At 31.7% G+C, this 23,281-nt stretch carries 28 protein-coding genes and 2 pseudogenes; 25 read left to right on the forward strand and 5 right to left on the reverse strand.

From position 1 onward, the window contains the following. Nucleotides 1–279 (reverse strand): annotated as a pseudogene (locus tag ACWGOQ_RS16495) (IS110 family transposase); the annotation flags it as partial. A 300-nt stretch (nt 280–579) separates the two neighbouring features. Here ACWGOQ_RS16495 and ACWGOQ_RS16500 point away from each other — a divergent pair. The 7 genes from ACWGOQ_RS16500 (at nt 580) to ACWGOQ_RS16530 (ending at nt 5,422) form a co-directional block, all read left to right on the forward strand. After that, entirely contained in the window at nt 580–1,293 is a 714-nt protein-coding gene (locus ACWGOQ_RS16500) for an SMI1/KNR4 family protein (RefSeq protein WP_452059255.1), read from the forward strand. Between the two features lie 88 nt (nt 1,294–1,381). Then, the gene (locus ACWGOQ_RS16505) at nt 1,382–2,290 is read left to right on the forward strand and encodes a helix-turn-helix domain-containing protein (protein ID WP_452059256.1); all 909 of its coding nucleotides are present in this window, start codon (nt 1,382–1,384) and stop codon (nt 2,288–2,290) included. A gap of 88 nt (nt 2,291–2,378) precedes the next feature. Further along, nucleotides 2,379–3,140: an SDR family NAD(P)-dependent oxidoreductase gene (locus ACWGOQ_RS16510; protein WP_452059257.1), complete on the forward strand. Its 762-nt coding sequence runs from the start codon at nt 2,379–2,381 to the stop codon at nt 3,138–3,140. A 105-nt stretch (nt 3,141–3,245) separates the two neighbouring features. Next, nucleotides 3,246–3,572, forward strand: a complete 327-nt coding sequence (locus ACWGOQ_RS16515; protein WP_452059470.1) for a DUF1097 domain-containing protein — start codon at nt 3,246–3,248, stop codon at nt 3,570–3,572. A gap of 75 nt (nt 3,573–3,647) precedes the next feature. Continuing rightward, nucleotides 3,648–4,070: a DoxX family protein gene (locus ACWGOQ_RS16520; RefSeq protein ID WP_452059258.1), complete on the forward strand. Its 423-nt coding sequence runs from the start codon at nt 3,648–3,650 to the stop codon at nt 4,068–4,070. Nucleotides 4,071–4,429: 359 nt separating this feature from the next. Next, entirely contained in the window at nt 4,430–4,882 is a 453-nt protein-coding gene (locus ACWGOQ_RS16525) for a hypothetical protein (RefSeq protein WP_452059259.1), read from the forward strand. Nucleotides 4,883–4,927: 45 nt separating this feature from the next. Next, nucleotides 4,928–5,422: an SRPBCC family protein gene (locus ACWGOQ_RS16530; protein ID WP_452059260.1), complete on the forward strand. Its 495-nt coding sequence runs from the start codon at nt 4,928–4,930 to the stop codon at nt 5,420–5,422. 12 nt (nt 5,423–5,434) lie between these two features. Here ACWGOQ_RS16530 and ACWGOQ_RS16535 read toward each other — a convergent pair whose 3' ends face one another. Continuing rightward, nucleotides 5,435–6,406: a GlxA family transcriptional regulator gene (locus ACWGOQ_RS16535; RefSeq protein ID WP_452059261.1), complete on the reverse strand. Its 972-nt coding sequence runs from the start codon at nt 6,404–6,406 to the stop codon at nt 5,435–5,437. 132 nt (nt 6,407–6,538) lie between these two features. Between ACWGOQ_RS16535 and ACWGOQ_RS16540 the strand changes: the two genes are divergently transcribed. Genes ACWGOQ_RS16540 through ACWGOQ_RS16550 form a run of 3 tightly spaced genes read left to right on the forward strand, consistent with a single transcriptional unit; the run spans nt 6,539 to nt 7,556 of the window. Next, nucleotides 6,539–6,955 (forward strand): VOC family protein, encoded by a 417-nt coding sequence (locus tag ACWGOQ_RS16540; protein ID WP_452059262.1) that lies wholly within the window; start codon nt 6,539–6,541, stop codon nt 6,953–6,955. A gap of 12 nt (nt 6,956–6,967) precedes the next feature. Continuing rightward, entirely contained in the window at nt 6,968–7,336 is a 369-nt protein-coding gene (locus tag ACWGOQ_RS16545) for a DoxX family protein (RefSeq protein ID WP_452059263.1), read from the forward strand. A 1-nt stretch (nt 7,337) separates the two neighbouring features. Further along, nucleotides 7,338–7,556 carry a DUF4287 domain-containing protein gene (locus ACWGOQ_RS16550; protein WP_452059264.1) on the forward strand — a complete coding sequence of 73 codons (219 nt, stop codon included), beginning with the start codon at nt 7,338–7,340 and terminating at the stop codon, nt 7,554–7,556. Between the two features lie 107 nt (nt 7,557–7,663). Here ACWGOQ_RS16550 and ACWGOQ_RS16555 read toward each other — a convergent pair. Beyond that, nucleotides 7,664–7,903, reverse strand: a pseudogene (locus tag ACWGOQ_RS16555) (hypothetical protein); the annotation flags it as partial. A 104-nt stretch (nt 7,904–8,007) separates the two neighbouring features. Here ACWGOQ_RS16555 and ACWGOQ_RS16560 point away from each other — a divergent pair. From ACWGOQ_RS16560 to ACWGOQ_RS16575, 4 genes are all read left to right on the forward strand, one after another. Next, on the forward strand, nt 8,008–8,547 hold the full coding sequence (locus tag ACWGOQ_RS16560; RefSeq protein WP_452059265.1) for a hypothetical protein: 540 nt from the start codon (nt 8,008–8,010) through the stop codon (nt 8,545–8,547). Nucleotides 8,548–8,558: 11 nt separating this feature from the next. Then, nucleotides 8,559–9,032, forward strand: a complete 474-nt coding sequence (locus tag ACWGOQ_RS16565) for a DUF6896 domain-containing protein (protein ID WP_452059266.1) — start codon at nt 8,559–8,561, stop codon at nt 9,030–9,032. 253 nt (nt 9,033–9,285) lie between these two features. Then, nucleotides 9,286–9,855 carry a Crp/Fnr family transcriptional regulator gene (locus ACWGOQ_RS16570; protein WP_452059267.1) on the forward strand — a complete coding sequence of 190 codons (570 nt, stop codon included), beginning with the start codon at nt 9,286–9,288 and terminating at the stop codon, nt 9,853–9,855. 91 nt (nt 9,856–9,946) lie between these two features. Beyond that, nucleotides 9,947–10,684 carry an SDR family oxidoreductase gene (locus tag ACWGOQ_RS16575; protein WP_452059268.1) on the forward strand — a complete coding sequence of 246 codons (738 nt, stop codon included), beginning with the start codon at nt 9,947–9,949 and terminating at the stop codon, nt 10,682–10,684. 48 nt (nt 10,685–10,732) lie between these two features. On the opposite strand, the gene ACWGOQ_RS16580 is transcribed toward ACWGOQ_RS16575, so the two are convergent. After that, nucleotides 10,733–10,960, reverse strand: coding sequence for a hypothetical protein (locus tag ACWGOQ_RS16580; RefSeq protein WP_452059269.1), 228 nt, complete (start codon nt 10,958–10,960; stop codon nt 10,733–10,735). Between the two features lie 24 nt (nt 10,961–10,984). Further along, entirely contained in the window at nt 10,985–11,155 is a 171-nt protein-coding gene (locus tag ACWGOQ_RS16585; protein ID WP_452059270.1) for a hypothetical protein, read from the reverse strand. A 273-nt stretch (nt 11,156–11,428) separates the two neighbouring features. On the opposite strand from ACWGOQ_RS16585, the gene ACWGOQ_RS16590 reads away from it, so the two are divergent. The 11 genes from ACWGOQ_RS16590 to ACWGOQ_RS16640 all read left to right on the forward strand — a co-directional run bounded on the left by ACWGOQ_RS16590 (nt 11,429) and on the right by ACWGOQ_RS16640 (nt 23,143). Further along, complete coding sequence (locus ACWGOQ_RS16590) at nt 11,429–11,851, forward strand: hypothetical protein (protein WP_452059271.1); 423 nt, start codon at nt 11,429–11,431, stop codon at nt 11,849–11,851. Nucleotides 11,852–12,108: 257 nt separating this feature from the next. After that, nucleotides 12,109–13,641: an alpha-N-arabinofuranosidase gene (locus ACWGOQ_RS16595; RefSeq protein WP_452059272.1), complete on the forward strand. Its 1,533-nt coding sequence runs from the start codon at nt 12,109–12,111 to the stop codon at nt 13,639–13,641. A 111-nt stretch (nt 13,642–13,752) separates the two neighbouring features. Continuing rightward, entirely contained in the window at nt 13,753–14,469 is a 717-nt protein-coding gene (locus tag ACWGOQ_RS16600; RefSeq protein ID WP_452059273.1) for a phytanoyl-CoA dioxygenase, read from the forward strand. A 105-nt stretch (nt 14,470–14,574) separates the two neighbouring features. Then, on the forward strand, nt 14,575–15,003 hold the full coding sequence (locus ACWGOQ_RS16605) for a hypothetical protein (RefSeq protein WP_452059274.1): 429 nt from the start codon (nt 14,575–14,577) through the stop codon (nt 15,001–15,003). 312 nt (nt 15,004–15,315) lie between these two features. Continuing rightward, the gene (locus ACWGOQ_RS16610; RefSeq protein ID WP_452059275.1) at nt 15,316–17,664 is read left to right on the forward strand and encodes a GH92 family glycosyl hydrolase; all 2,349 of its coding nucleotides are present in this window, start codon (nt 15,316–15,318) and stop codon (nt 17,662–17,664) included. A gap of 811 nt (nt 17,665–18,475) precedes the next feature. Beyond that, nucleotides 18,476–19,726: a hypothetical protein gene (locus ACWGOQ_RS16615; protein WP_452059276.1), complete on the forward strand. Its 1,251-nt coding sequence runs from the start codon at nt 18,476–18,478 to the stop codon at nt 19,724–19,726. Between the two features lie 58 nt (nt 19,727–19,784). Continuing rightward, nucleotides 19,785–20,183, forward strand: a complete 399-nt coding sequence (locus tag ACWGOQ_RS16620) for a lysozyme inhibitor LprI family protein (RefSeq protein WP_452059277.1) — start codon at nt 19,785–19,787, stop codon at nt 20,181–20,183. Between the two features lie 40 nt (nt 20,184–20,223). Beyond that, entirely contained in the window at nt 20,224–20,799 is a 576-nt protein-coding gene (locus tag ACWGOQ_RS16625) for a Crp/Fnr family transcriptional regulator (protein ID WP_452059278.1), read from the forward strand. Between the two features lie 100 nt (nt 20,800–20,899). Further along, a complete protein-coding gene (locus ACWGOQ_RS16630) occupies nt 20,900–21,283 on the forward strand; it encodes a DUF6326 family protein (RefSeq protein WP_452059279.1) in 384 nt (127 codons plus the stop codon). After that, nucleotides 21,258–22,133: an SDR family oxidoreductase gene (locus ACWGOQ_RS16635; RefSeq protein WP_452059280.1), complete on the forward strand. Its 876-nt coding sequence runs from the start codon at nt 21,258–21,260 to the stop codon at nt 22,131–22,133. Before ACWGOQ_RS16630 ends, ACWGOQ_RS16635 begins: the two co-directional genes overlap by 26 nt. Nucleotides 22,134–22,675: 542 nt before the next feature. Next, nucleotides 22,676–23,143: a nuclear transport factor 2 family protein gene (locus tag ACWGOQ_RS16640; protein WP_452059281.1), complete on the forward strand. Its 468-nt coding sequence runs from the start codon at nt 22,676–22,678 to the stop codon at nt 23,141–23,143. The last annotated feature ends 138 nt before the right edge of the window (nt 23,144–23,281 follow it).

Below are 23,281 nucleotides of genomic sequence, written 5' to 3' on the forward strand. Positions count from 1 at the left end.
TTGTTCTCGCTGCTTATCCGGAACCGATATACCTTCTAATCGACCGTCTTTAAGTTCTCTGGCTATCAGTTGTGCATAGATACGATCCGTCTTAGTATAACGCTCCTTGCCTCTTCTAAAAATATCAGCAGGATTAACTACCAAGGATGTCCAACCATAACCTTCAAAACAACGATGAGCATAGTAACCACAGCAGCCTGACTCATAAGCCGTAGTAACCGCATAACCACGATAATGTTTAATCACATACCCATAAAGTTGTTCTGGATCAGGCGGCATAGAAAATGTCTTACCTGCGGATAAATCCGTAGCACAATGAATCTTCCAACTGCGCTTGTGTATGTCGATACCAATAAATAACTTAGCTTGAGCAGTTTGTTGTGTTTTCATATCTTTTGATTTTTATACATCCTAAAGATACTCGACAAGCTACTTTTACATAGATGCTATAATTCATTGCTAGTTCTAGCCTACTTACGAAAGTCCTCGCGGACTTTCCATCTGTGATTTATTTGCTAACTTTATTGCTTAAACACGCAACGAAATCATACACAAACGAGTTAGATAACATTTTAAAGAATGAAATTTATAGCTGATTTTTTTAAAGCCTATTACACTAGGCAAAAAGATTTTTTTATAGAAAGGGGGTCTTTCAATGATTACAATTATTGGCCTGAAGTATCAAAACCAAGTCAAATAACGGATTCCCATTTTATTGAAATAGAAGAAAAACTTAACTTCAAATTACCAGAGGCATTTAAAAATTTATATAAAGCTCATTATTCAGTAAATGAGTCTGATTTAATGGCAGTAGGAGGATATGCTTTTGAAATCCCTGGTTCATTCTCTAAAATATTTGAACTAAGTAATATTCCAAAAATGAGGGAGATTGACGATTACCATACTCACGCAATTTCACTCATTGGAAACCCTGAAGGAGCTGACTTAAAATATTTAAAACAATATTTGTTTGAAAATGATTTAATATCGCATCCCAACTTACTGGGACAAGGTTTAATCCCTATTGGAATTGTTAATCATGAATGGCATATCTGTCTTGATATAAGACAAGATAAAAAAGATCCACCAATTGTCCTGTATTCAATCTCATTTGCTACAGAACCTGTTAAAGCAAAATCAAATAAAAATTGGTTTTCTAATTTTTCATGTTTTATGGATTGTTTAACAGACTATTTAAAAACTGGAAGTTCTGATAACTTCAACAAAATAGATCCAAATAACAATTATAAATTAATATACGATTTTTGGAATAGCAAAGAGAACATTACCTAACATTGTGTAAAAATGCATTAAAACGCATTTTACACGATACGTTAGCGGTAATTTAAAACACAATATGCAAGTTCAATAACTTTGTGGTATGAAAAAAACACTTAAACTAGAAGAATTTTATTCTGAAAAATTAAATTGGGTTCCTAAAAATTTAAAAACAGAAATTGGACATTTTAACGTGTTTAATATAGAAGAGTTTGCGGGTATCGACCCTAAACCTATGCCATATAGCAGAAAGGATTATTATAAAATAAGTTTAATTATTGGAAAAAGTAAAGTATATTATGCTGATAAGGTTATAGAAATAAACAATCAAGGTTTACTGTTTGCAAATCCTCTAATTCCCTATAATTGGGAACAAGTAGACATACAATTATCAGGCTATTTTTGTGTTTTCACAGAAAGTTTCTTCAACCAATATACTGATTTATCTAAATACCCAGTTTTTCAACCAGATAAAAATCACATATTCAATCTAACAGATGATAACTGTACTGAATTCTCAAAAATCTTCGAAAAGATGTTTACCGAGATCAATTCTGATTATGAATTCAAATATGATATTTTACGAAATCTCGTATCTGAACTCATTCATTCTGCAATAAAACTGAGCCCTACTAATCTTTCTGTCAATTATCAATCTAATGCCTCCGAACGAATATGCACTCTATTTTTAGACCTTTTAGAAAGACAATTTCCTATAGAAAACACAAGACAACAAATCAAATTAAGAACAGCTAACCAATATGCAAGTCACCTAAATATACATGTAAATCATCTAAATAAAATTCTTAAAGAAATTACAGGAAAACCTACAAGCTCTATAATTGCAAATAGAATTTCGCAAGAAGCAAAAATACTTTTATCACACACCAATTGGACTGTTTCAGAAATTGCTAATTGTCTTCATTTTGAGGAAACATCTCATTTTTCTAACTTTTTCAAGAAACAGATCCAGCAATCACCAATCCAATTCAGAAAAAATAATATTGTTTGATTTTTACAACTACTTGATTGAATTGGGTAATTTCTACCATTTAATTCTGATGATCTTTGTATCCTTTAATAATTAAAAAATAATACAAATGAATCAGAGTAAAATAGCACTTGTAACCGGAGGTAGTAGAGGTTTGGGGAAAGATATGGCGTTAAACTTGGCAAAAAAAGGATTGGACCTTATCATCACCTATCATTCTAATGAAGCTGCCGCAAAAGAAGTCGTGTCGGTAGTAGCAGAAATAGGTCAAAAAGCTGTGGCTTTACAGCTGGATGTGGCCGAGTACGGGGAATACGTACCATTTTTCAAGAAACTATCCAACGTTCTTCAGGAAAATTACAATACCTCAACTATTGATTATTTAATCAATAATGCTGGGAGCATTGCACCAGCTCCCTATATGTCAGCCACCATAGATGAATTCAAGGATATGATTCATATCCACCTTATGGGGCCATTTTTCATTACGCAGAATGCCTTACAAATAATGAATGATGGTGGTGGCATTGTCAATATCTCAACGGGATTAACACGTTTTACAACTCCTGGCTTTGCTACCTACGCATCTATGAAAGGTGGTTTAGAAATTTTAACTAAATACCAAGCAAAAGAATTAGGTGAAAGAAAAATACGAGTTAATGCTGTAGCTCCTGGTGCTATAGAAACTGATATTATGGGTGGAACTGTAAGGGATAATGCAGAACTAAATAAATCAATAGCAGCAGATACAGCCTTGGGGCGTGTTGGTTTGCCTGATGACGTTGGTGGTGTTGTCGCATTTTTATGCACCGATGATGCTAAATGGGTAAATGCTCAACGTATTGAAGTTTCAGGAGGTTCTAATCTATAATTAATATTTATTTCAGAAATTAAATCATTATCAAATGCGTTAACAATGGGGTTAATGGGAGCCATAGCTGTACTTGTAATTTCCTCTTAGCATTTTCCAACTTGGATATTATTTATTGCTTGGGTAAGTTATTACCTATTTGATAAAAATATTTCTCTAATTTTTACGCAACAATTATTTGGAATTTCATTAGCTATTACCATACAATACTTAGGTACTGAGTTAAGTAAATCATTAGGAATTCTAGGATTTTCAATAATTGTATTTGTTATTAACACAGGTGTATACTATGTAAACAAATTACAATACCTAAATGTTATTCCTGCTTATTTTTTGGGAATGATTATCTGGTTTGGTTCTCATACGCAACCCAACGTAAAAACAATTACACTTACTGTATTTACAATGTTAATAAGTTTTTTATTTGCTTGATTAAATGACTTAATGAGTAAAAAAATAGATGTCATTTTCATTAAAAAATAATCAATAAAAAATACAACACACAAAATGATAAAAGCACTACAGAGTATTATGAAGAGTTTACATTTTCTAAAAAATCACGATTTAGCACTTCTTTTATTAAGAATATTTACGGGTTCTGCTTTATTTATACAACATGGAGTCGAAAAACTATTTGGTTTTAACCAAATGCTAGAAATATTCCCTAATCCGTTATATATCGGAAAATTACCTAGCTTGATTTTCGCCTTGTTCACTGATGGTATATTATCCATTTTTATTATTTTTGGGATCTTTACACGTTTAAGTTCCACTTTTATTTGCATCAATTTAATAGTTGCTTTTTTTGTTTTTCATAAAGCTAATTTTGAAGAAGGTGAAGTAGCATTCATCTATTTAGGAATCATGCTTTCTCTTTTTCTATCTGGAGCAGGAAAGTACAGTATTGATAAAAAATATAAAAGGCAGTAGTTAATTACTTTTCAATATCTTACTTTATTTAGAGATAAAGCAGATGTTACTTTGATTATATTAAACAACCATTCACTAAGAAGTACTACCGCTAATAATTTATAAAAACACATAGCTATTGGAGAGCTAGGGAATGGTATTTGGAAAGTATATTATAGAAATGTATTTTTAGGTTTCTTTGATCAAAGAAACCTAAGACATGAACAACAATCGACAAGGTTAGAAACTAATCTAGTGTAAACACCTAATCTTTAACTTGTGTAAACTATGTATCTTAACGAACATTAGATGAAATGAAAAACTTAAGTGTTCTATTATTTTTTTCGATTTTAGTATTTAGTTTAAAATCATGCTCGATAATGCATAAAAAACAAAAACCATATTATCCTTTTGTTGAAATAACAAACATACTATCAATTAGTGAGTTCGAAAAAATAAAGAAGTCAGCACTAAATAGTGATTATAGATTCTTTTTTAGAAGTATGGATAACAATAATCCCGCTATTAATTATGGGAACTTTCAAGTGTTTTTTGGTGCAGATGATTTTAAAAACATAAATAATAATCCCAATCTTTCAGATTTCAATGAGCTAACAATAAAGGATAATAGTTCAGATATCACCTATTATAATATATTGATTGTCAGAAAAGGAGATGTTGTAGCCCAAAAAGAAGGGATTATGAAAGGTATGGAAGAAGGTAAAATATATCTTATTGATTTTTATAAGGAAGGTATTTATAAAATGAGAGCCAATCTACCTCAATATCTTGAAACGATGAAAAAATCGCTAACAAAAAATAAAAAGCATTAAAACGACTTTTTATTAAAGCCGTTGGCAACAAGCTAAAAAAAGAATATGGAAAATTTTGATTGGACATCCTACACTAAGAAAATCGCCATTAAATCTACTTTACCGGAGATATATAATGCTTGGACTAAAGGGTCTGAATTAGAAAAATGGTTTTTGAAAAAAGTTGAATTCAAAAAAGCAACCCATTGTATATATGATAAAGACGAAAATGTTGTTGAAAATACACTATATACTTGGTACTGGTATTTGTATAGTGAACCGATGAAAGGTAAAATAACAAAAGTTAATGGTACAGATTATATCCAATTTACATTTGAAGGAGAATGTTTAGTGGACGTTAATCTTGAAACCGATAATGATTATACAATAGTAACCCTAAAGCATCATAACATTCCCTTGGATAATAAATCTAAACAATATGTTAGGCTTGGGTGCACAAACGGCTGGACTTTTTACCTTACCAATTTAAAATCCATATATGAAGGAGGAATTGATTTAAGGAATAAGAATGAAAACTCTTTACCAATGATTAATAACTAGAAAAACTAACTATTAACTCTGTTTATTGTATTTGTTTCTATATTCTATTGGAGTTAGTCCAGTTATCTTTTTAAACAAATCACGAAATGCTTTAGTATCCGTATACCCGATATCGAACATAACTTCTGTGACATTTTTACGACTTTTCTCAAAACTTCGTTTGGCAACTTCAATTTTCACTCGTTGAATATACTGTATTACCGTATTGTTTGTTGCCTTTTTAAATCGTCTTTCAAAGGTTCTTCTACTGGCACCACACTTTTTAGCCAGTTCTTTAATCGTCATTTTTTCGTGATAATTTTCTTCAATATAATCTTGGATAGCCTTTATTTCAATATCTGAATGATTTTTTTGCCCCACAAAAATGGCAAAATCAGATTGACTGTTTCGGTCTATGTCAATGGCAAAATACTTTGAAGCCAAAATCGCGGTATCCCTGTCGGTATATTTTTCTAATAAATAGAGTAGTAAATTCCAAAGTGAATTTGCGCCACCACTTGAATAGATATTCCCTTCGTCAGTTATGACAGAACCATCTACTATTTCAACATTAGGAAAAGTTTCCTTAAATTCATCACAATAAGCCCAATGTGTCGAGCATTTCTTACCATCAATTAAACCCGTGGCGCCAAGTAAAAACGCACCAACACATAGACTTGCCAATTCTGCACTATTTTGGTACATCTCACGCAACCACGGAATGGCCATATCATTTGCACTTACAGCATCTTGTAACTGACCATAAAGTGGCGGAATAATAACTAAATCAGTTTGCTGCACATCACTTATTAATCGGTTTATTTTGATACTGTATTCACCATCGTTCGCAGGGATGGTCTTTTCCAATCCAACATATTCCACATCGAAAAATGGTTCTTTTCCGACACTTTTCAAAAACTGGTTTGCTGTGGTAAACAACCTATAAGGTGGTGTAATACCTTCGATAACCGCATTCTTAGGAACGTATATTGATATTTTTTTCATTATTAAGCATATTATCGCTATAAAGATAATTTTTTTTATTGTCATTATCGCCCCTTAATGTTGGCATTATTGCACAGTATTGGTTTGAAAAAATACCTGCAACTTTACAGTATTAACTAAAACAATAAAATTATGAAACAGATTAATTCTTATATCCATTTTAACGGAAACTGCCGTGAAGCAATAACATTTTATCAAAAATGCTTAGGCGGTGAGCTTGTTCTGCAAACCGTTGGGCAAACCCCAATGGAAGACAAAATGCCAGCTGAAATGAAAAACCTAATATTACACGCTTCCCTCACAAATGGTGAGTTGATACTTTTGGGTTCAGATATGTCGCCTCAAGACTTAACAATAGGCAACGCCTTTAATTTAATGCTTGATTGTAGTAGTGAAGATGAAATAGAAACTTTATTCAAGAAACTTTCGATTGATGGCACTATTGACCACGTGTTAGAGGAAACGTTTTGGGGTGCTACGTTTGGTAGTTTTACTGACAAATTTGGTAATCCTTGGATGCTCAATTATAACAAAAAAACTTGCAATTAAAACTTATACAAAATGAAAAAATATAAAATAATTTTCTGGACAACGACAATCATAATTTTTATAATGGAAGGAATTCTTCCAATATTTACTTCACAGACCGAACTTGCAAAGGAAGGAATAAGACATTTAGGATATCCTGAATATTTTGGTAATGCTTTGGTTATTTTCAAAGTTTTGGGGGCATTGACTTTGATTATTCCAAAAAGCCCAAAAAGAATTAAAGAATGGGCTTATGCAGGTTTTGCCTTTAACTTTATTTTTGCAAGTATTAGTCATCTTGTAATAGACGGAATAGGCTTCCCATCATTTTTGCCTTTAATATTTTTAGGAATTTTAATCGCTTCTTATTTATCATATCATAAACTTAATACCATAAAATAATATGTCATTTCAAGCGTATCTTGATAACATTCAAGAAAAAACAGGAAAATCAACCTCTGATTTTAGAGAGCTGACCGAAAAAAAAGGATTTACTGAAAATGGTAAAATTAAAGACGGAGTAAAGGCAACTCAAATAACAGATTGGTTAAAACAAGAATTTGAACTCGGACACGGTCACGCAATGGCTATTTATGCATTACTTAAAGGGAAAAAATCATAATTAAAAAAAGCCAGCGCACAACAATGATAACCGTTGCACAAGCCTGTAATTCTTTAAAAAACGACGTATTCTAAGCCTTTTAAAGAAGGCTTTTTTTATACTGTTTGCTATTTAATTGAGATTTTCAATGGCTTTATATCGAAGCCAAAAAGGGTATAAAACGAAGTTTTTAAAAATTCTGACAAAGTAAAGATAGCTGGTCCGCTTTTTACCTTTTTGTTTATAAATTTCAGGTATTTTTTCAGGTTATAAGCCGTTGCTGAGAGGTGCATTACCTTGGTTGCCTGCTGTATTCCTATCGTGTTAATTTTTCGTAAACCCATAAACTGGGTTAGTGTACCAAAGACCGTTCTAGTTCTCCTCTTGTCTCTTAGTAAATTTAAATCACTATATAATACGGCTGTAAAGTAAAGAAAACCGTTGTAAAGCATTAAAAACTTTTAAGAATTATATGAGTTACTCAGATATTAGAAATTCATTACATTATTGGAATTATATAGAGCATTCCCGTAGTTTGAAATTAGCCGCTGATGAAAATCTAAAGTTATTTGACTTATCTAATCAAGAACCCTCAAGTGAAAGGAACGAAACTAAAGGAGTTGGTTTGCTTAATTCAACAATGTTACTATATGCTGTAAGCGTTGAAATAATATTTAAAGCAAGAGCCCTATTCGAAGTAAAAGATAACATTCTTAATGGTGAAATCGAAAATTTTAAACAGTTTATGAATATCTGGAAAGGAAACACAAATGGACACGATTTTTTCAGAATCAAAGAGCATTACGGAATTGAAGTATCTGAAGATTATCTTAAAGTTTTTAATGAGTTGTTAAGCTTCACGTCTTGGGCTGGAAGATTTCCATACCCAAGAGGAGAAAATGATATTGTTCATTTTGAATCAGGTAATGCTCGTCGTGGAAGCTTAGGGATGGATTATGACATAAAAATTAATGAATTTATAGAAGAGCAAATCAAAATTATGACTGAATAAAACGAAAATTATTGAACTCTACTGAAAAGCTGTTACTAAAATCAATTATTGAATTTGACAAGAAGGCGAATGAATTAATAAGTCTTATGGCAAAGGAATATCAACTTGACTTGAATCAAGAGAATCCTTTTAGAAGACTAACATTAAGAAGTAATAATTTATGGAAAGGCTCTCTGATTAATACTTGGGATTATAAATTTCACGGAGATGCTTGCGAATTTGAAAACACTCAAACTAAACAATTTTTAGACATTAAAATAACCAGAAAAAACAACTTTGGAACCATTAGCAACTTCTATTTGCTCAAATTCATCGAAACTACTGAATCCTTGAAACACGTCTTTGAAAAAATAAATTCAATGGAAACCTTACATAAAAACCTAACCGAATTAGAAAACAAAGGCTTTATAATTGATATTGGGGAATCCTCTTTTAATACAAGAGTTTTAAATAAAGAAAAAGCTGAGCTGAGTAAATTTATGTGAAGAAAAAAACGCTTTACAACATCATATATGAAATCAGAGCAAAGTTTAGTGCTAGATCAAAAGGTTATTTCCTTTTGCAATGGCGCTAGATTTTTATAAATTAAACAAGAAATAAAAATGCGCAGATAGATCGATTGGTTCTGGCTTACTTGCCTTGCTCCGATTCATATATTTGGCGTTACGTGCAATTAAAAACAAGCTCTTTTTGCCAAATGACAAACCCTGAAAAGACAATTTCAATTATATTGGCCGAATGGAAGAATTGATAGAATACACCTTACAGTTTGGCGATTTGAATCAACAGCAAATAAACCTAATCTCAAAGAAGGCAACCGAATTACAACTTCTAAAGGGTGATTATTTTTCAGAAGCAGGAAAAATCCCAAAGCAAGTTGGTTTCATTTTGGAAGGTGTGCTTAGAGTATGTTATTATAATAATAAGGGAGAAGAAATTACCAAATACTTTGTTGATGAAAATCATTTAATAGTGGACTATCAGCATTTTCAAGCCAAAATAGAAGCTACTGAATATGTAGAGGCAGTAACAGATTGTAAACTTTTGGTTTTTTCTAAACAAGATTGGGAAGATTTATCCAAAACTATTCTTATTTGGGATGCTATTGTCAATAAAATTGTTCAAAAAGCTTTAATTGAAAAACTGGAAAGAAGAAGCCCACTCGTTGACCAAGATGCTACTACAAGATATCTTAGTTTTTTAGAAAAATTTCCAAAATTGGCTAACAGAATCCCACTTTCCTATTTAGCTTCCTACCTTGGAATTACGCAATCATCATTAAGCCGAATTAGAAAGAACATTAGTTAAAGTCGCTTTTTGCCATATGGCAAATGATTTCATTTTTCTTATAGCAACCTTTGTGTTGTTAATTTATTTATCAATTTAAAATTAAAGAAAAATGAAAAAAGCATTAATTACAGGAGCTAATAAAAGTATTGGTTTTGAAGTAGCAAGACAGTTAGTAAAAGAAGGTTTCTATGTTTATTTAGGGAGTAGAAGTCTAGAAAATGGACTAGAAGCTGTTCAAAGTCTTAAAAACGAAGGATTAGACAATGTTCAAGTTATCCAAATAGATGTAAGCAATCAGGAGTCAATCGATTCTGCACGAGCAGAAATTATAAAGCACTCAGAGGTTTTAGACGTTTTAATTAACAATGCAGGTATAAACGGGGGAATGCCCCAATCCGCGCTTGGCTCGAGCATAGATGTATTCCAATCGGTTTATGACACCAATGTTTATGGGGTAATTAGAGTAACGCAGGCATTTATCGATTTATTAAAAAAATCTTCTGAACCACGTATTGTAAATGTAAGTTCAAGTCAAGGTTCACTTACTTTAGCAAGTGATAAATCGAATAAATTTTATCACTTTAAAGGAGCTGTATATCAATCTTCCAAATCAGCTTTAAATATGTATTCTCTTATTTTGGCATACGAACTGCGTGATACCTTAGTTAAAGTAAATATGGTTGACCCAGGTTTTACCAAAACAGATTTCAATCATCACAGAGGAACAGGAACCGTTGAAGATGCAGCAAAAAGAGTTACAAAATATGCCCTTATTGATAATAATGGACCAACTGGAAAATTCTTTAGTGAGGAGTTTTACCCTGACGGTGTAGAATGCCCTTGGTAAAAGAACAGCACACAACAAGGTATCCTATGTAAAGCCCTTTCCCAAGTCCTAGGTCATAAAAATATGATATTTTCTTTTTGAACTCACGACTCCAATCTCATAGGGTGTTTCTGTTCTTATAATCGCGTGGACAAGACTTAATAACTTTCTGGCTACTTTGACTAATATCCGCTTCACATCCTTACCCTGATGAGATCGATAATACTCCTGCATCGCTGGATCAAAATGTAAAGCCAACCAAAGCATTCGAATAATCGATGATGGATAAATCCACAAACAACACGATTTATAATCATCAACTTAATAATCTTTAAAATGTTTCTCAACATATTTCTGTAAGGCAAAAGCATTGGGTGAAATGGTCAAGTCTAAACCATCAAAAAGGTCTATTACTGTATGAATTTTCCAGCTTCGCTTGTGCACCTTAATACCAATAAATAACTTTGAGTCTGTAGTATCCTTTGTTTTCATAATAAATAAAATGCTATTAGTTTTATTATACTAACTTAGGATACTTCTTTTACATTGTTGCTAAGTAAATATAGGGCTTTTGCTTTTAATCGAAAGGTATGTGATTATTTGCAAAGTCGCCAAATATAAAGTTTGGTGTTTACGAAAAATGATAAAAGCAAAATATTTATATTTGGCTTAGTACTAATTTGAAACGTACCACTTACCACCTTCCCTACGTTTCTCATACTAACCATTATGTGTCATTAAAGGAAAAACTATTAAATAAAAATTATGAAAAAACAATCACTAAAAATTAAGTTTAGAATATTCATACTTTGCTTTACAGTAGGAATGATTTTTACCTCATGCTCCGGTGACGATGATGGTGACAGTAATTCTTCATCTGATGCTGTTGAGCTCCCTACAAATCTTTTAGGAACATATACTGGTGGGTTAATTGCTACTGATGTAGATAATGATTTAGGCACAGCAACTCTTGTAGAATCTGGATCAAGAGTTTACACCATAAATTTTAGCGATAATGTTACTTCTATAACAAATATTATATTTACTGATATTGGTAATGGTACATCATTTATATTTACGGATACGGATAGAGGAATTGTTGTTACCTGCGATTTTTCTGAAAGTGAGAGCACGCTAGGTGTTATTAAGTCAAGTGATCCGATTATAAGTTTTGGAGGGGAACTGTAGAAACGAACGCATAACAAGGTATATGAAAACATAGTACTTCTGGGTTTAACCGAAAGCTTTGTGTTTACTTTCAAAGTCACCAAATCTAAAATTTGGCATGTATGAAAAATGATAAAAGCAAAATATTTAAGTTTGCCTTAATACCAATCCGAAACGTATTGCTTACTCCTGCCCTACGTTTCTTTTACGATACGTCGCGGTGCATTTTAACAAGCCGTTTACAGCGTCAATATAATTTATGAAATTATTTTAAATATATGAAAACTAAGTTTATAATCATAGCGATAATTTTATCAGTATCCCTTTTCGGACAGAACAAATTGACATTAAATATTGATTCTTTAGATATAAAAATCGAGAAGGAAATATATGGTCACTTTTCGGAACATTTGGGAACTTGTATTTATGAAGGGATATATGTCGGCGAAGAATCAGAAATACCTAATATCAAAGGTTATCGAACTGATGTTGTCGAAGCTCTTCGAGCACTAAAAGTTCCTGTGTTGAGATGGCCAGGTGGTTGCTTTGCAGACACTTATCATTGGAAAGATGGAATTGGTCCAAAGCAAAATCGTCCCTCTATTGTAAATGTTTTTTGGGGTGGTGTTACAGAAGATAACAGTTTTGGGACGCATGAATTTTTAGACTTTTGCGAATTGATCGGTACGGAACCTTATCTAAGTATAAATGTGGGCTCTGGAACAGTTCAGGAAGCAAGGGACTGGGTAGCATATGTTACTTCGAAAAACAAAAACCCTATGTCCGATTTACGAAAGAAAAATGGAAGAGAAGATCCTTGGAATGTAAAATTTTGGGGAATAGGTAACGAAAATTGGGGTTGTGGAGGTGACATGAATCCAGACTATTATAGCAACATATTCAGAAACTATTCTTCTTATATAAAAGGTGATGGATTTCAGAAGGTAATATGTGGTCCCTCTGGCGGTGATGAAAATTGGACTAAAGAAATTCTTTCTACCCTCCAAGGAAAAAATCATCTTGCTCAAGGGCTTTCATTGCATTATTATACGATACCCACTGGTGATTGGAATAGTAAGGGTTCATCCACAGATTTTGGAGAAGAGATGTGGTTCAATACTTTACAAAATACTATGATTATTGAAAAATATATAGAACAACATTTAGCAATAATGGATACATATGATCCTGAAGGAAAGATTAAATTAATTGTTGATGAATGGGGTACTTGGTATGATAAATTACCGGGGACTAAAGATGGATTTTTACAACAACAAAACACGCTAAGAGATGCTATGGTTGCTGGTATAAATCTTAATATTTTTAATAACCACGCTGATCGAATAAGTATGGCAAACTTAGCTCAAATTGTAAATGTTTTGCAATCCGTAATTATGACCAAAGGGCCACTCATAGTCAAAACACCAACATATCACGTTTTTAAACTATATAACGTTCATCAAGATGCTCAATTAATCCTCACTCGACTAGTAACTGAAAAATATAATTACAAGGAGGATTCAATTCCCGCAATAACGGCTTCAGCTTCTGAGAAAAATGGGGTAGTTAGTATCACTATCACCAATGCTAATCCTAATAAGGATATTCCATTGAAGTGTGATATTGGCAAATCCTTTAAATCAGTCTCAGGCAAAGTGGTAAATAGTAAAGAAATTACGGACTATAATAACTTTGATGAAAAAGAAAAGGTATCTATAAGAAGCTTTGAGATAAAAAAATCAAATGAAAAGGATCTGGACTTAGTAATTCCTGCTCACTCAGTAATCTTGATTCAATTATCATTCGAATAGAATGCATTAATTTTAATCAAATAAAGCTGGCATACAACAAGGTGCAAAACTTACACAGCGCCTTAGTGGCGCTACGGTAGTTTAAGCAGACTGTTTGTATACAATTGAAAAATGAAAATAGGAAATTACATAGAACAAGGCTTCAGCCATCATAAAAATTACTTCAAAGAGGAAGAGCTTTTGTTGATCGAACCAATATTGATAAAGTTCCACAGCTCGTGGTTGAGTGAAAATTCAGAACATTATCTAAAAGGAGCTTTAAATAGTCATAGCCTTACTTCCTCAAAGCGTTTGACCAATCAAGAAAAAAGAATATTATTCGATTTTATTTCTTCAAATAAGATTATAAATCTTATTGAATTTGATCAACCCAAATTTCTGAATACTCAACTATTTTTTGATCCAAATGATTTAAGTCAAAACAACTATTGGCATAGAGATATTCAGTATACCGGGATGAATGACAAAGAACAAAAAGAAGCAATAAAAACTCAAAATGTTGTTCATTTCAGAATACCTCTAAAAAACGAACCAGGAATTGAGCTTATTCCAGAAACACATCGAAAATGGGATTCTAATGAAGAATATGAAGTTAGAAATTCACTTAATAATAAGAAACCAAATGATTCTCTTATAAATGGAAAATTAATAACGTTAGAAAGAACGGATTTATTAGTGTTTTCTGCAAACATGATTCATAGAGGTATTTATGGAAATGACAGAGTATCATTTGATATTATTTATTGTGACAATGACCCAAAAATATTAAAATTTAGAGATCAAAATAACCTACCAAAGGATTTTAACGCTGCCGAAATATTTAAGTAGCTGTTTTTTTACCTTAAAAATTAATTGTTAAATTAATAGCTTAGAATATCAAACAAATCTTCTACAAGCCTGTTGACCGTAAAAAATGCATTTGAAATTTAACCAATGATAAAAATAATGACGGAAATAACTTTTGAATATTGGAATAAACTTGCCGAACAAACAATAACAATTAGTTCATTACTTGGAGGATTTTCGATAGCTGTAATTGCAAACTTTTTAGTATCAGAAGTAAAAACGAAGTTGACTAATAAAATAATGGCTGCAGCAACTTTAGCTGCTAGTTTTTTTCTAATAACGGTATTTGCCATGACAAAAATTCTGATGATGACAACAGATGGATATCCAATCAGAGTAGTCTACAGTGATTTATTACTGCCAAGAATTACGGGTGTGGTTACGTTTCTATTTGGGATAATCTCTTTACTCATTATGATTTCTATGGCGGGATGGACAAAATCAAGAAAAATGGGGATATTTACAACTACCATTGGGATTATGACATTATTATTAATATTAATAATGATAACATAAAATAAGGAGAGAAATCTCCAGCACATACCAAGAGTAAATACTACATAAAACAAGAGCTTTTTATAAAATAATTCATGTTAAGTCTCTCTTTTGAAGATTTTTATGTCGTATTGTATAGAATCGTGTTTTTTAAACGTCCCATTTTGAAGTTAAAGGAACTATGAAATTTATAGCTTTTTTTAGCTTTTTGTGAGGTATCATTGATTGGAAAAACACTATGTTTAAAGAGATTGATAACAAAATTGACTAATTTTACTGTTAATTATAATTCTGAAATACTGAAATCGTAACTAACGTAAAACGGAGTAAACTATGCATTCAATAAAAAACCAAGCAACTTATTTTTTTATCTTAGGTTTGTTTTATTTAGTTATTTTATCCTGTAATAGAGAAAAAAAACATGTATCAAAAGAGCCTCAACAGATTTCTTTAGCTGATTATGTAAATCCCTTAATGGGAACTGATTCAAAATATAGTTTATCAAACGGAAATACTTATCCCGCAATAGCCACGCCTTGGGGAATGAATTTTTGGACACCAATGACATCCAAAATGGGTGATGGATGGACATATAAATATAATGAAAATAAGATTAGAGGTATCAAGCAAACACACCAGCCAAGCCCTTGGATTAATGACTATGCCGCATTTTCCTTTATGGCTATAACTGGGGAATTAAAATATAAAGAAGAAGAAAGACAATCTTGGTTTTCGCATAAGGCAGAAACAGTAAAGCCATATCATTATAAAGTGTATTTAGCAGATTATAATGTTACTGCTGAAGTTGCACCAACAGAAAGAGCTGCCCAGTTTAAATTTACGTTTCCAGAGAGTGATTCCTCCTATATTATGCTAGACGCATTTTATAAGGGGTCAATGGTAAAAATAATTCCTGAAAAACGTAGGATCATAGGCTATTGTAGAAATAACAGTGGCGGTGTACCAGATAATTTTCATAGTTATTTTGTTGCCGAATTTGACAAAGATTTTGAGATACAACATACCTGGAAAGACAATTGGGAATTACAGAAAAATACCCTAAATAGTGAAGGGCAACACGTTGGTGCTATCATTGGTTTTAAAACTAAAAAAGGAGAAACAGTTCATGTTAAAGTAGCATCTTCTTTTATCAGCCCGGAACAAGCTCAGTTGAATTTAGATAGAGAAATTGGTGATAATTCTTTTGAAATTACTAAAGAAAAAGCTAAAGATGCCTGGGAAGTGGAATTGAATAAAATTAAGGTTGAGGATGATAACACAGACAATATAAAAACGTTCTACTCATGTTTATATCGTGTTTTATTGTTTCCCAGAAAATTTTATGAATTTGACAAAGACAATAATATAGTTCATTATAGCCCGTATAATGGCGAAGTATTGCCTGGTTATATGTTTACAGACAATGGTTTTTGGGATACATTTAGGGCAGTTTATCCATTTTTTAATATGATGTATCCAGAATTGAATAGTCATATTATGTCAGGCTTGGCTAATACATACAAGGAGTCGGGTTGGTTGCCAGAATGGGCCAGTCCTGGACATAGAAACTGTATGATAGGCTCTAACTCTGCGCCAATTATTGTAGATGCATTTTTAAAAGGAAATGTAAAAGAAAAGGATAAAGATGTTTTATTTGAGGCAATTTTGAAAAATGCAGAAGTAGAAGTTGGCAGACCGGTCAGTTCAGTGGGAAGAGAAGGCTTAAACTATTATAATACGTTAGGATATGTGCCTTATAATGTCGGTATAAATGAAAATACTGCAAGAACCTTGGAATATGCTTATGCTGATTTCACCATCGCGAGTATGGCCGATAAACTTGGTAAGAAAAAGATAGCGGATAAGTTTTTTAAACAATCCCTTAACTACAAAAATGTATTTGATCCCTCAACAAATTTAATGAGAGGAAAAAATGAAGATGGAAGATTTCAATCACCATTTAACCCTTTAAAATGGGGTGATGCTTTTACCGAGGGAAATAGTTTGCATTACACGTGGTCTGTTTTTCACGATGTTCAAGGTCTTATTGATCTAATGGGTGGAAAAGAGGAATTCATTAAACAATTGGATAATGTTTTTGAAATGCCACCCGATTTTGACGACTCCTATTACGGAGGAACAATTCATGAAATAAGAGAAATGCAAATTGTAAACATGGGTAATTATGCACACGGTAATCAGCCTATCCAGCATATGATTTATTTATATAATTATGCAGGGGCCCCCTATAAAACTCAGGAGAAAATAAGAGAAGTTTTAACTAAATTATATAATGCAACTCCAGATGGTTATTGTGGAGATGAAGACAACGGACAAACATCTGCCTGGTATGTATTTAGTGCTTTAGGTTTTTATCCAGTAACTCCTGGAGTTGATCAATATGCTATTGGAAGCCCTTTATTTGACAAAATGACTTTGAACCTTGAGAATGGTAAAAAGTTTTCAATTTCATCTATAAATAATAACGATAAAAATTATTTCATTGAATCTATATCATTGAATAATAAAGATTACGATCATAATTTTATATCCTATGGTGCTATCCAAGATGGAGGTGAATTTATATTTAACATGGTTGACAAACCAAATAAAAAAAGGGGAAGTCAACTAAAAAACACTCCATATTCATTAACAAAAGAGAAACTTAACCAACAAGATTAAAAAATGAAAAAACATTTTTCTGACAACATCCAACTGGCTACTACAATACATCATAAAACATAAGATTAACAGTGACCTACAGAATAGGTGCGAGTTTAAAAATTGTGTCTAATCGCAAAATTTTGCTCAGTGTAAACACAATAACTCTATATTTTATACCCTTCACGTTTCATATGCTCGCCGTTGTATGCAATTTGGTAGGTTAAAGGCACATCATTTACAACGATTTTTAGAGTATATGGCGTCTCTAAACTAATACAAACTGACAATGAAAGTGCTTTTGGTTCTGTAAGAGCAATACAACCCAATACACAACTCTCGTATTGATTTATTGGACACGACTTCAGTGTTTTTTGACCAAATGAATGAAATATACAAACGAATGCAACGTGACTTAAAAACAGCTTGTGCCAAACCTTCAGTATATAATGTAATGCACAACAAAGATGTTGATATCACTTTGTAAAAGAATATAATCATATAGAATATACAAAGCTTTATATATGAAAACACCCACAGATCTAAACAATTTTTATTGTAGAACTCTCTCTTGAAAAGTAGTACGTTTTAATTATGATATTAGCTATTAAATGCTATGAGAAATCAAGAGTGGTGCTATACAATGGAAGTCTTATTATTGGATATAGATGTCAGCTGTTTTAAAAGGGAAATACATAGCTATTTAAGACCCTTGAAACAGAATTTGGAAAGTCTGTTATAGAAATGTACTTTTAGAATACTTTAATCGAAAAAAAGCAAGAAGAAAACGAACCGCCAACAACATTAGTATAGATCAACGAAACCAATTATAATGGCTGAACCAACAGGATTTTTTACTGAAATTGAAATTGATGAAAAGGGCTTAAAAAAAATGCTCAATCATAAATTTGAAAAAGCTTCTTATAATAAAAAACTTGGTTATTATTTCTGTGAACTACTGTACGATTGCAACTTTAATCCCGGTAATGTATTTATCTTAAATTATAATTTGAAGACTAAAAAATGTTTCTTAGCCTACCTACTGAATCACTTTGAAAAATTACGAATAACACCACTAATAGATGCTTTACAAATTATAAGTTCAGTAAAGAACCCTGAAACAACTGAATATGCAATTGTTTCTTCAACTTTTCCAGAGGTAATTGAAGCTTATAAAATTACAAATAAAAAAGTAGAAAAAATCAATAAAAAATTATCAATACACATTGTGAATGATTTGACTGATAAATTTTGGTCTTTTTCAGAAAATAATTCCTTTCCTGAACCAAAAAGAGCATTAGCCAAAAGAAATTATTTCTATAAAAATTTTAAAAATTACTACAAAAACTATCTGGCATATGTTGATGAAAAAGAGAGACCAAATAAAATTGCACGAGCTACTAAGGAAAATCCGTATCATTTATTTGACAACTTTTATACCTATAACAATAAAGTATTTGAATTTAAAACATATACAAATCAAATTATAGAACTATCCCAGGCTGATCCAATTTCATTTCGAGATGTTGCCGGAATTAAAGCTGATAAAAATTTTGTCTATAATGCAATACTTGCACCCAATTCACCACCAAAATTCATAAAATCTGGTGGATTTATGAAGAATAACCCAAACTCAATTTGGGCATGGATTATTATAAAAGGAATTGATGGACGTAGTTTTAATTACGTGAAAAAGAAATGGGACACTGTTTATTGGAAAGATAAAAACGCTGTATTTATTTATAAAAACAAAGAAGTCATAAAACTGGAACAGGCGAACAGCAAAACCTTTACCCATTTAGATTTTTGTTACGGTAAAGACCAAAGCAACTTATTTTATTTAGATAAAGTTATTCCAATTGATGTAAATAATTTTAAATTAAATAAAAATGGATTTATTTTTGATGACAATACTATTTTTCACTACCAGAATAAACTAGAACTTGATGCTAAAACATTCAAAGTTTTAGAATATGAGTCAGAAGTAAATCCATTTATAGGAGAATTTATTCTAGAAGACAAAAATGGTCGATATAGCTATAATAGAGAAAGAAATGAGGAAGTAATACGGCTCATCACATAGTAAAAAACACCAAAAGTTAAGAACTAAACCTATTATACAAACTAAAAAAACGCAACAAATGAACAGAGTATTTATCCTATTATTTCTGACTTTTAATTTAACTTGTTTTTCGCAAACTCAATCAGAGATAAATAAAGAAGCGAGTAACAACTATAAAAAAGCTGACATTGAACTTAATAACGTATATCAAAACATACTAGCTGAATATAAGTATGATACAGCTTTTATTGGCCAACTAAAAAGAACACAAAGAATTTGGATTTCATACAGAGATGCTGAATTGGAAATGAAATTCCCAGCAGAAAACAAACAAGTTGAATACGGAAGTGTCTATCCAATGTGCGTTTCGTTGTTTTTGAAAGAACTTACAAACGAGCGAACAGAAAAATTGAAAATTTGGTTACACGGAATTGAAGAAGGTGATATATGTTCTGGTTCAGTAAAATTAAAAGAATAAAATCCAATTACCAACAAGGTCAGGACACTACATAAACTATATGAGTCAACTTTTAATAAACTACCTTTCTCAATTTACTTCTCTAAACCAAGAAGAGGTTGAGATCATAAAGAAAAGTTGTATAATTGAAACACATAAAAAAGGAACAGTTTTATTAAGAAATGGTGAATATGCTAAAAAAAGTTATCTTGTTTTAAAAGGTTGTGTTCGTAGTTTTTTCCTTATTGATGGGGAAGAAAAAAATACTGATTTCTTTTTAGAAAATGACCCCATTGTTCCTGTCAGTTATATTAAAAAACAACCCTCTGAATACTTTATAGAGTGCGTTGAAAATTGTACTTTTTCGATTGGCATAACAGAACGTACTGAACAATTCTTAACAAACCACCCCCAATTTATCCCTCTCTATAGAAAAATTAGTGATGATTTTACAACCAATCAATTAGTCTCAGCAGATAAGTTCAGAAACCTGTCTCCAGAAGAGCATTATTTAGAATTACGAAAATTAAAACCGGATTTATTTGAAAGAATTCCTCAATACCATATAGCAAGTTACCTAGGAATCAAACCACAATCCTTAAGCAGAATCCGAAAACGACTTACTCAAAAAGGGTAAATTTTGTCTGTATTTTTTTAAGTAGTGTTGAAGTTAACCTAGGTGAATTTATCTTGGTGATTAGAATACTAGTTTTGTAGCTCACTAAAAATTATATTTTATGAGAACAAAATTATCTTTCTTATGGGTTTTTATAGTACTCAATATTATTAGTAAAGATATCCATGACTTGTTTAGACCTGGTCTTCTTGAAGAAATGCAAAATGGTATAGTGAACGGAAAGGAAATTACCGAAGAACTTATGCTTGTTGGAGGAGTTTTACTTGAACTACCAATATTAATGGTCATTCTTTCTCAATTTCTACCCATTAAAGTAAACAAATGGACCAACCTTATTGTGGCTATTGTTTCCGTACTTGCTCAATCTATAAACCCACCAAACGATTTGGATGATATGTTTTTCTTAATCACCACTATATTTGGATTATTACTAATCATATTTCTTGTACTGAAAAGTAATGAAGTTTCAAGCACGACAAATTAAAATGAATGCACTTAACAATAAAACGGTGCTGATCACAGGTGCCACGAATGGTATTGGTTTGGTAACTACTCACGAACTTGCCAAATTTGGAATGGAAGTGTATTTAATTTGTCGTCATCAAAGCAAAGGAGAACAAATTATAGAAGAAATTAAAAATATAACAGGAAACAACAAATTACATTTACTTGTCTGTAATTTATCATCATTAGAACAAGTTCGAAAAACCGCACAAGCCTTTCTAAAATTAGACAAGCCATTGGATTTACTAGTAAATAATGCAGGAGTCATAAATACTAATCGCAAGCTAACCGAAGACGGTTATGAAGAAATGTTTACTGTCAATCACCTTGCACATTTTTTACTAACTAATTTATTATTGAAGAAACTTAGCCATTCAGCAAGAATTGTAAATGTAGCTTCGGGTGCTCATACCCTTGTTAAAGAAATAAATTTTGAAGACTTGAACTTTACTAAAGGGTTTAAAACACTCAAGGTCTACAGTCATTCAAAATTGGCGAATATTCTCTTTACACGTGAATTGGCAAAGCGGCTTGATGGTACTGAAATTACCGTAAATGCTGTCGATCCAGGAGAAGTAAGCACAGGGTTAGGTAGGCAGAATAAAGGAGTTTCCGGGATTATATATTGGATTCTCAAACCATTTATACAAACTCCTCAAAAAGGAGCCAGCACTTCTATTTATGTAAGTACTTCACAAACACTAAAAGGAGTAACAGGAAAATATTTTAGAAACTGCAAAGAAAAAGAACCTAAACCCTGGGCAAAAGACGATAAAGCAGCCAAAAGGCTCTGGAATGTGAGTCTAAAAATGGTGCGTTTGAATTCTTAATCACTTATAAATTAAGGACGTTTAGAATGTAAATTGAGCCTTTCAGCCGTGTAAATAAACCTTATAATCAAGTGTTTTTAAGATCATTTCTACAATTTCATATTATATAAAACAGCAGAAAAACAGCTTCAATAAAAGAAATAAATACGTTTAATAAACTAGTAATAAAACACACTTTATGAGCGTTCACCTTGATAAATATGTATTTATACTGATATCATCAGCACATTAAGAATAAACTAGTTAGAATGAATCAATCAAATGAGTAAAGAATTAAGTGCTAGCAGTATGTTTACCTTTTCAATATTAATACAAGTACCAATTTTAATACTACTTTTATAAAAAATATCACGTAGTATTATAAGTTTTATAGCGATTCCAATATCTATGATTCGTGCGACATTTGGTAGACTCGATAACCATCTTATTTCTAACCTCTTTTTTGTAGGTATCGAAATCATTGCCACGTGCTTAGTATTAAAAATCTCTTGTAAATATAAAATAACCTAGTAATTAATAAGAACTTTAAAATTTACTCAAGTATGAAGACACATTTTAATTTATGGACTTTTATTTTGTTAATTATTTCGACAACTCATCAAGTCAGCGCACAGAACGCCACAAAAGCTCATAAGGACTCATTGAATATTGTAGTTACTAAATATTATGATTTAAATCTTAAAATATTTCAAGCGAACTCGACTGTTGAGGATATCGATAAAACTTTTAAACTTTTTACAGATGACTTTACATATGTTCATCCCAAGTATGGCGGCACATATACGAGAGAAGATTTGTACAACGGCTATGTTCGGAATCAAAAAAATGGAGGGTATGACGGAAAAGTGACAGACATTAAAATAGATAATAAAATTATTGGACTGAATGCAGTAGTAGTGCAGAAAAGATTTGTGGAAAAAAAAGATGGTAACATTAAAGATGGAAAACCTGAGATGACTCTTTTTGAGTTCAGAGATGGGAAAATTTCACGGATTTTTGAATATTGGTAGTAGAAAAGCATCCTATATAGCAAAACATAAAACCACATTATGACGTGTTTTACACAAATCATTTTGAGCGTGCAAAAAAATACGTGTCCAATTTTCGGTTGCTGACTCACTTTCATCATCGTTACTTTGCTCCAAAAC

The organism is Aquimarina ulvae (genome assembly GCF_053613295.3).

Excerpts from the sequence above, each read along its gene's own strand:
- ACWGOQ_RS16500 (WP_452059255.1), top strand. The coding sequence starts at position 580 with ATGAAATTTATAGCTGATTTTTTTAAAGCCTATTACACTAGGCAAAAA.
- ACWGOQ_RS16505 (WP_452059256.1), top strand. The coding sequence starts at position 1,382 with ATGAAAAAAACACTTAAACTAGAAGAATTTTATTCTGAAAAATTAAAT.
- ACWGOQ_RS16510 (WP_452059257.1), top strand. The coding sequence starts at position 2,379 with ATGAATCAGAGTAAAATAGCACTTGTAACCGGAGGTAGTAGAGGTTTG.
- ACWGOQ_RS16520 (WP_452059258.1), top strand. The coding sequence starts at position 3,648 with ATGATAAAAGCACTACAGAGTATTATGAAGAGTTTACATTTTCTAAAA.
- ACWGOQ_RS16525 (WP_452059259.1), top strand. The coding sequence starts at position 4,430 with ATGCATAAAAAACAAAAACCATATTATCCTTTTGTTGAAATAACAAAC.
- ACWGOQ_RS16530 (WP_452059260.1), top strand. The coding sequence starts at position 4,928 with ATGGAAAATTTTGATTGGACATCCTACACTAAGAAAATCGCCATTAAA.
- ACWGOQ_RS16535 (WP_452059261.1), bottom strand. The coding sequence starts at position 6,406 with ATGAAAAAAATATCAATATACGTTCCTAAGAATGCGGTTATCGAAGGT.
- ACWGOQ_RS16540 (WP_452059262.1), top strand. The coding sequence starts at position 6,539 with ATGAAACAGATTAATTCTTATATCCATTTTAACGGAAACTGCCGTGAA.
- ACWGOQ_RS16545 (WP_452059263.1), top strand. The coding sequence starts at position 6,968 with ATGAAAAAATATAAAATAATTTTCTGGACAACGACAATCATAATTTTT.
- ACWGOQ_RS16550 (WP_452059264.1), top strand. The coding sequence starts at position 7,338 with ATGTCATTTCAAGCGTATCTTGATAACATTCAAGAAAAAACAGGAAAA.
- ACWGOQ_RS16560 (WP_452059265.1), top strand. The coding sequence starts at position 8,008 with ATGAGTTACTCAGATATTAGAAATTCATTACATTATTGGAATTATATA.
- ACWGOQ_RS16570 (WP_452059267.1), top strand. The coding sequence starts at position 9,286 with ATGGAAGAATTGATAGAATACACCTTACAGTTTGGCGATTTGAATCAA.
- ACWGOQ_RS16575 (WP_452059268.1), top strand. The coding sequence starts at position 9,947 with ATGAAAAAAGCATTAATTACAGGAGCTAATAAAAGTATTGGTTTTGAA.
- ACWGOQ_RS16585 (WP_452059270.1), bottom strand. The coding sequence starts at position 11,155 with ATGAAAACAAAGGATACTACAGACTCAAAGTTATTTATTGGTATTAAG.
- ACWGOQ_RS16590 (WP_452059271.1), top strand. The coding sequence starts at position 11,429 with ATGAAAAAACAATCACTAAAAATTAAGTTTAGAATATTCATACTTTGC.
- ACWGOQ_RS16595 (WP_452059272.1), top strand. The coding sequence starts at position 12,109 with ATGAAAACTAAGTTTATAATCATAGCGATAATTTTATCAGTATCCCTT.
- ACWGOQ_RS16600 (WP_452059273.1), top strand. The coding sequence starts at position 13,753 with ATGAAAATAGGAAATTACATAGAACAAGGCTTCAGCCATCATAAAAAT.
- ACWGOQ_RS16605 (WP_452059274.1), top strand. The coding sequence starts at position 14,575 with ATGATAAAAATAATGACGGAAATAACTTTTGAATATTGGAATAAACTT.
- ACWGOQ_RS16610 (WP_452059275.1), top strand. The coding sequence starts at position 15,316 with ATGCATTCAATAAAAAACCAAGCAACTTATTTTTTTATCTTAGGTTTG.
- ACWGOQ_RS16615 (WP_452059276.1), top strand. The coding sequence starts at position 18,476 with ATGGCTGAACCAACAGGATTTTTTACTGAAATTGAAATTGATGAAAAG.
- ACWGOQ_RS16620 (WP_452059277.1), top strand. The coding sequence starts at position 19,785 with ATGAACAGAGTATTTATCCTATTATTTCTGACTTTTAATTTAACTTGT.
- ACWGOQ_RS16625 (WP_452059278.1), top strand. The coding sequence starts at position 20,224 with ATGAGTCAACTTTTAATAAACTACCTTTCTCAATTTACTTCTCTAAAC.
- ACWGOQ_RS16630 (WP_452059279.1), top strand. The coding sequence starts at position 20,900 with ATGAGAACAAAATTATCTTTCTTATGGGTTTTTATAGTACTCAATATT.
- ACWGOQ_RS16635 (WP_452059280.1), top strand. The coding sequence starts at position 21,258 with ATGAAGTTTCAAGCACGACAAATTAAAATGAATGCACTTAACAATAAA.
- ACWGOQ_RS16640 (WP_452059281.1), top strand. The coding sequence starts at position 22,676 with ATGAAGACACATTTTAATTTATGGACTTTTATTTTGTTAATTATTTCG.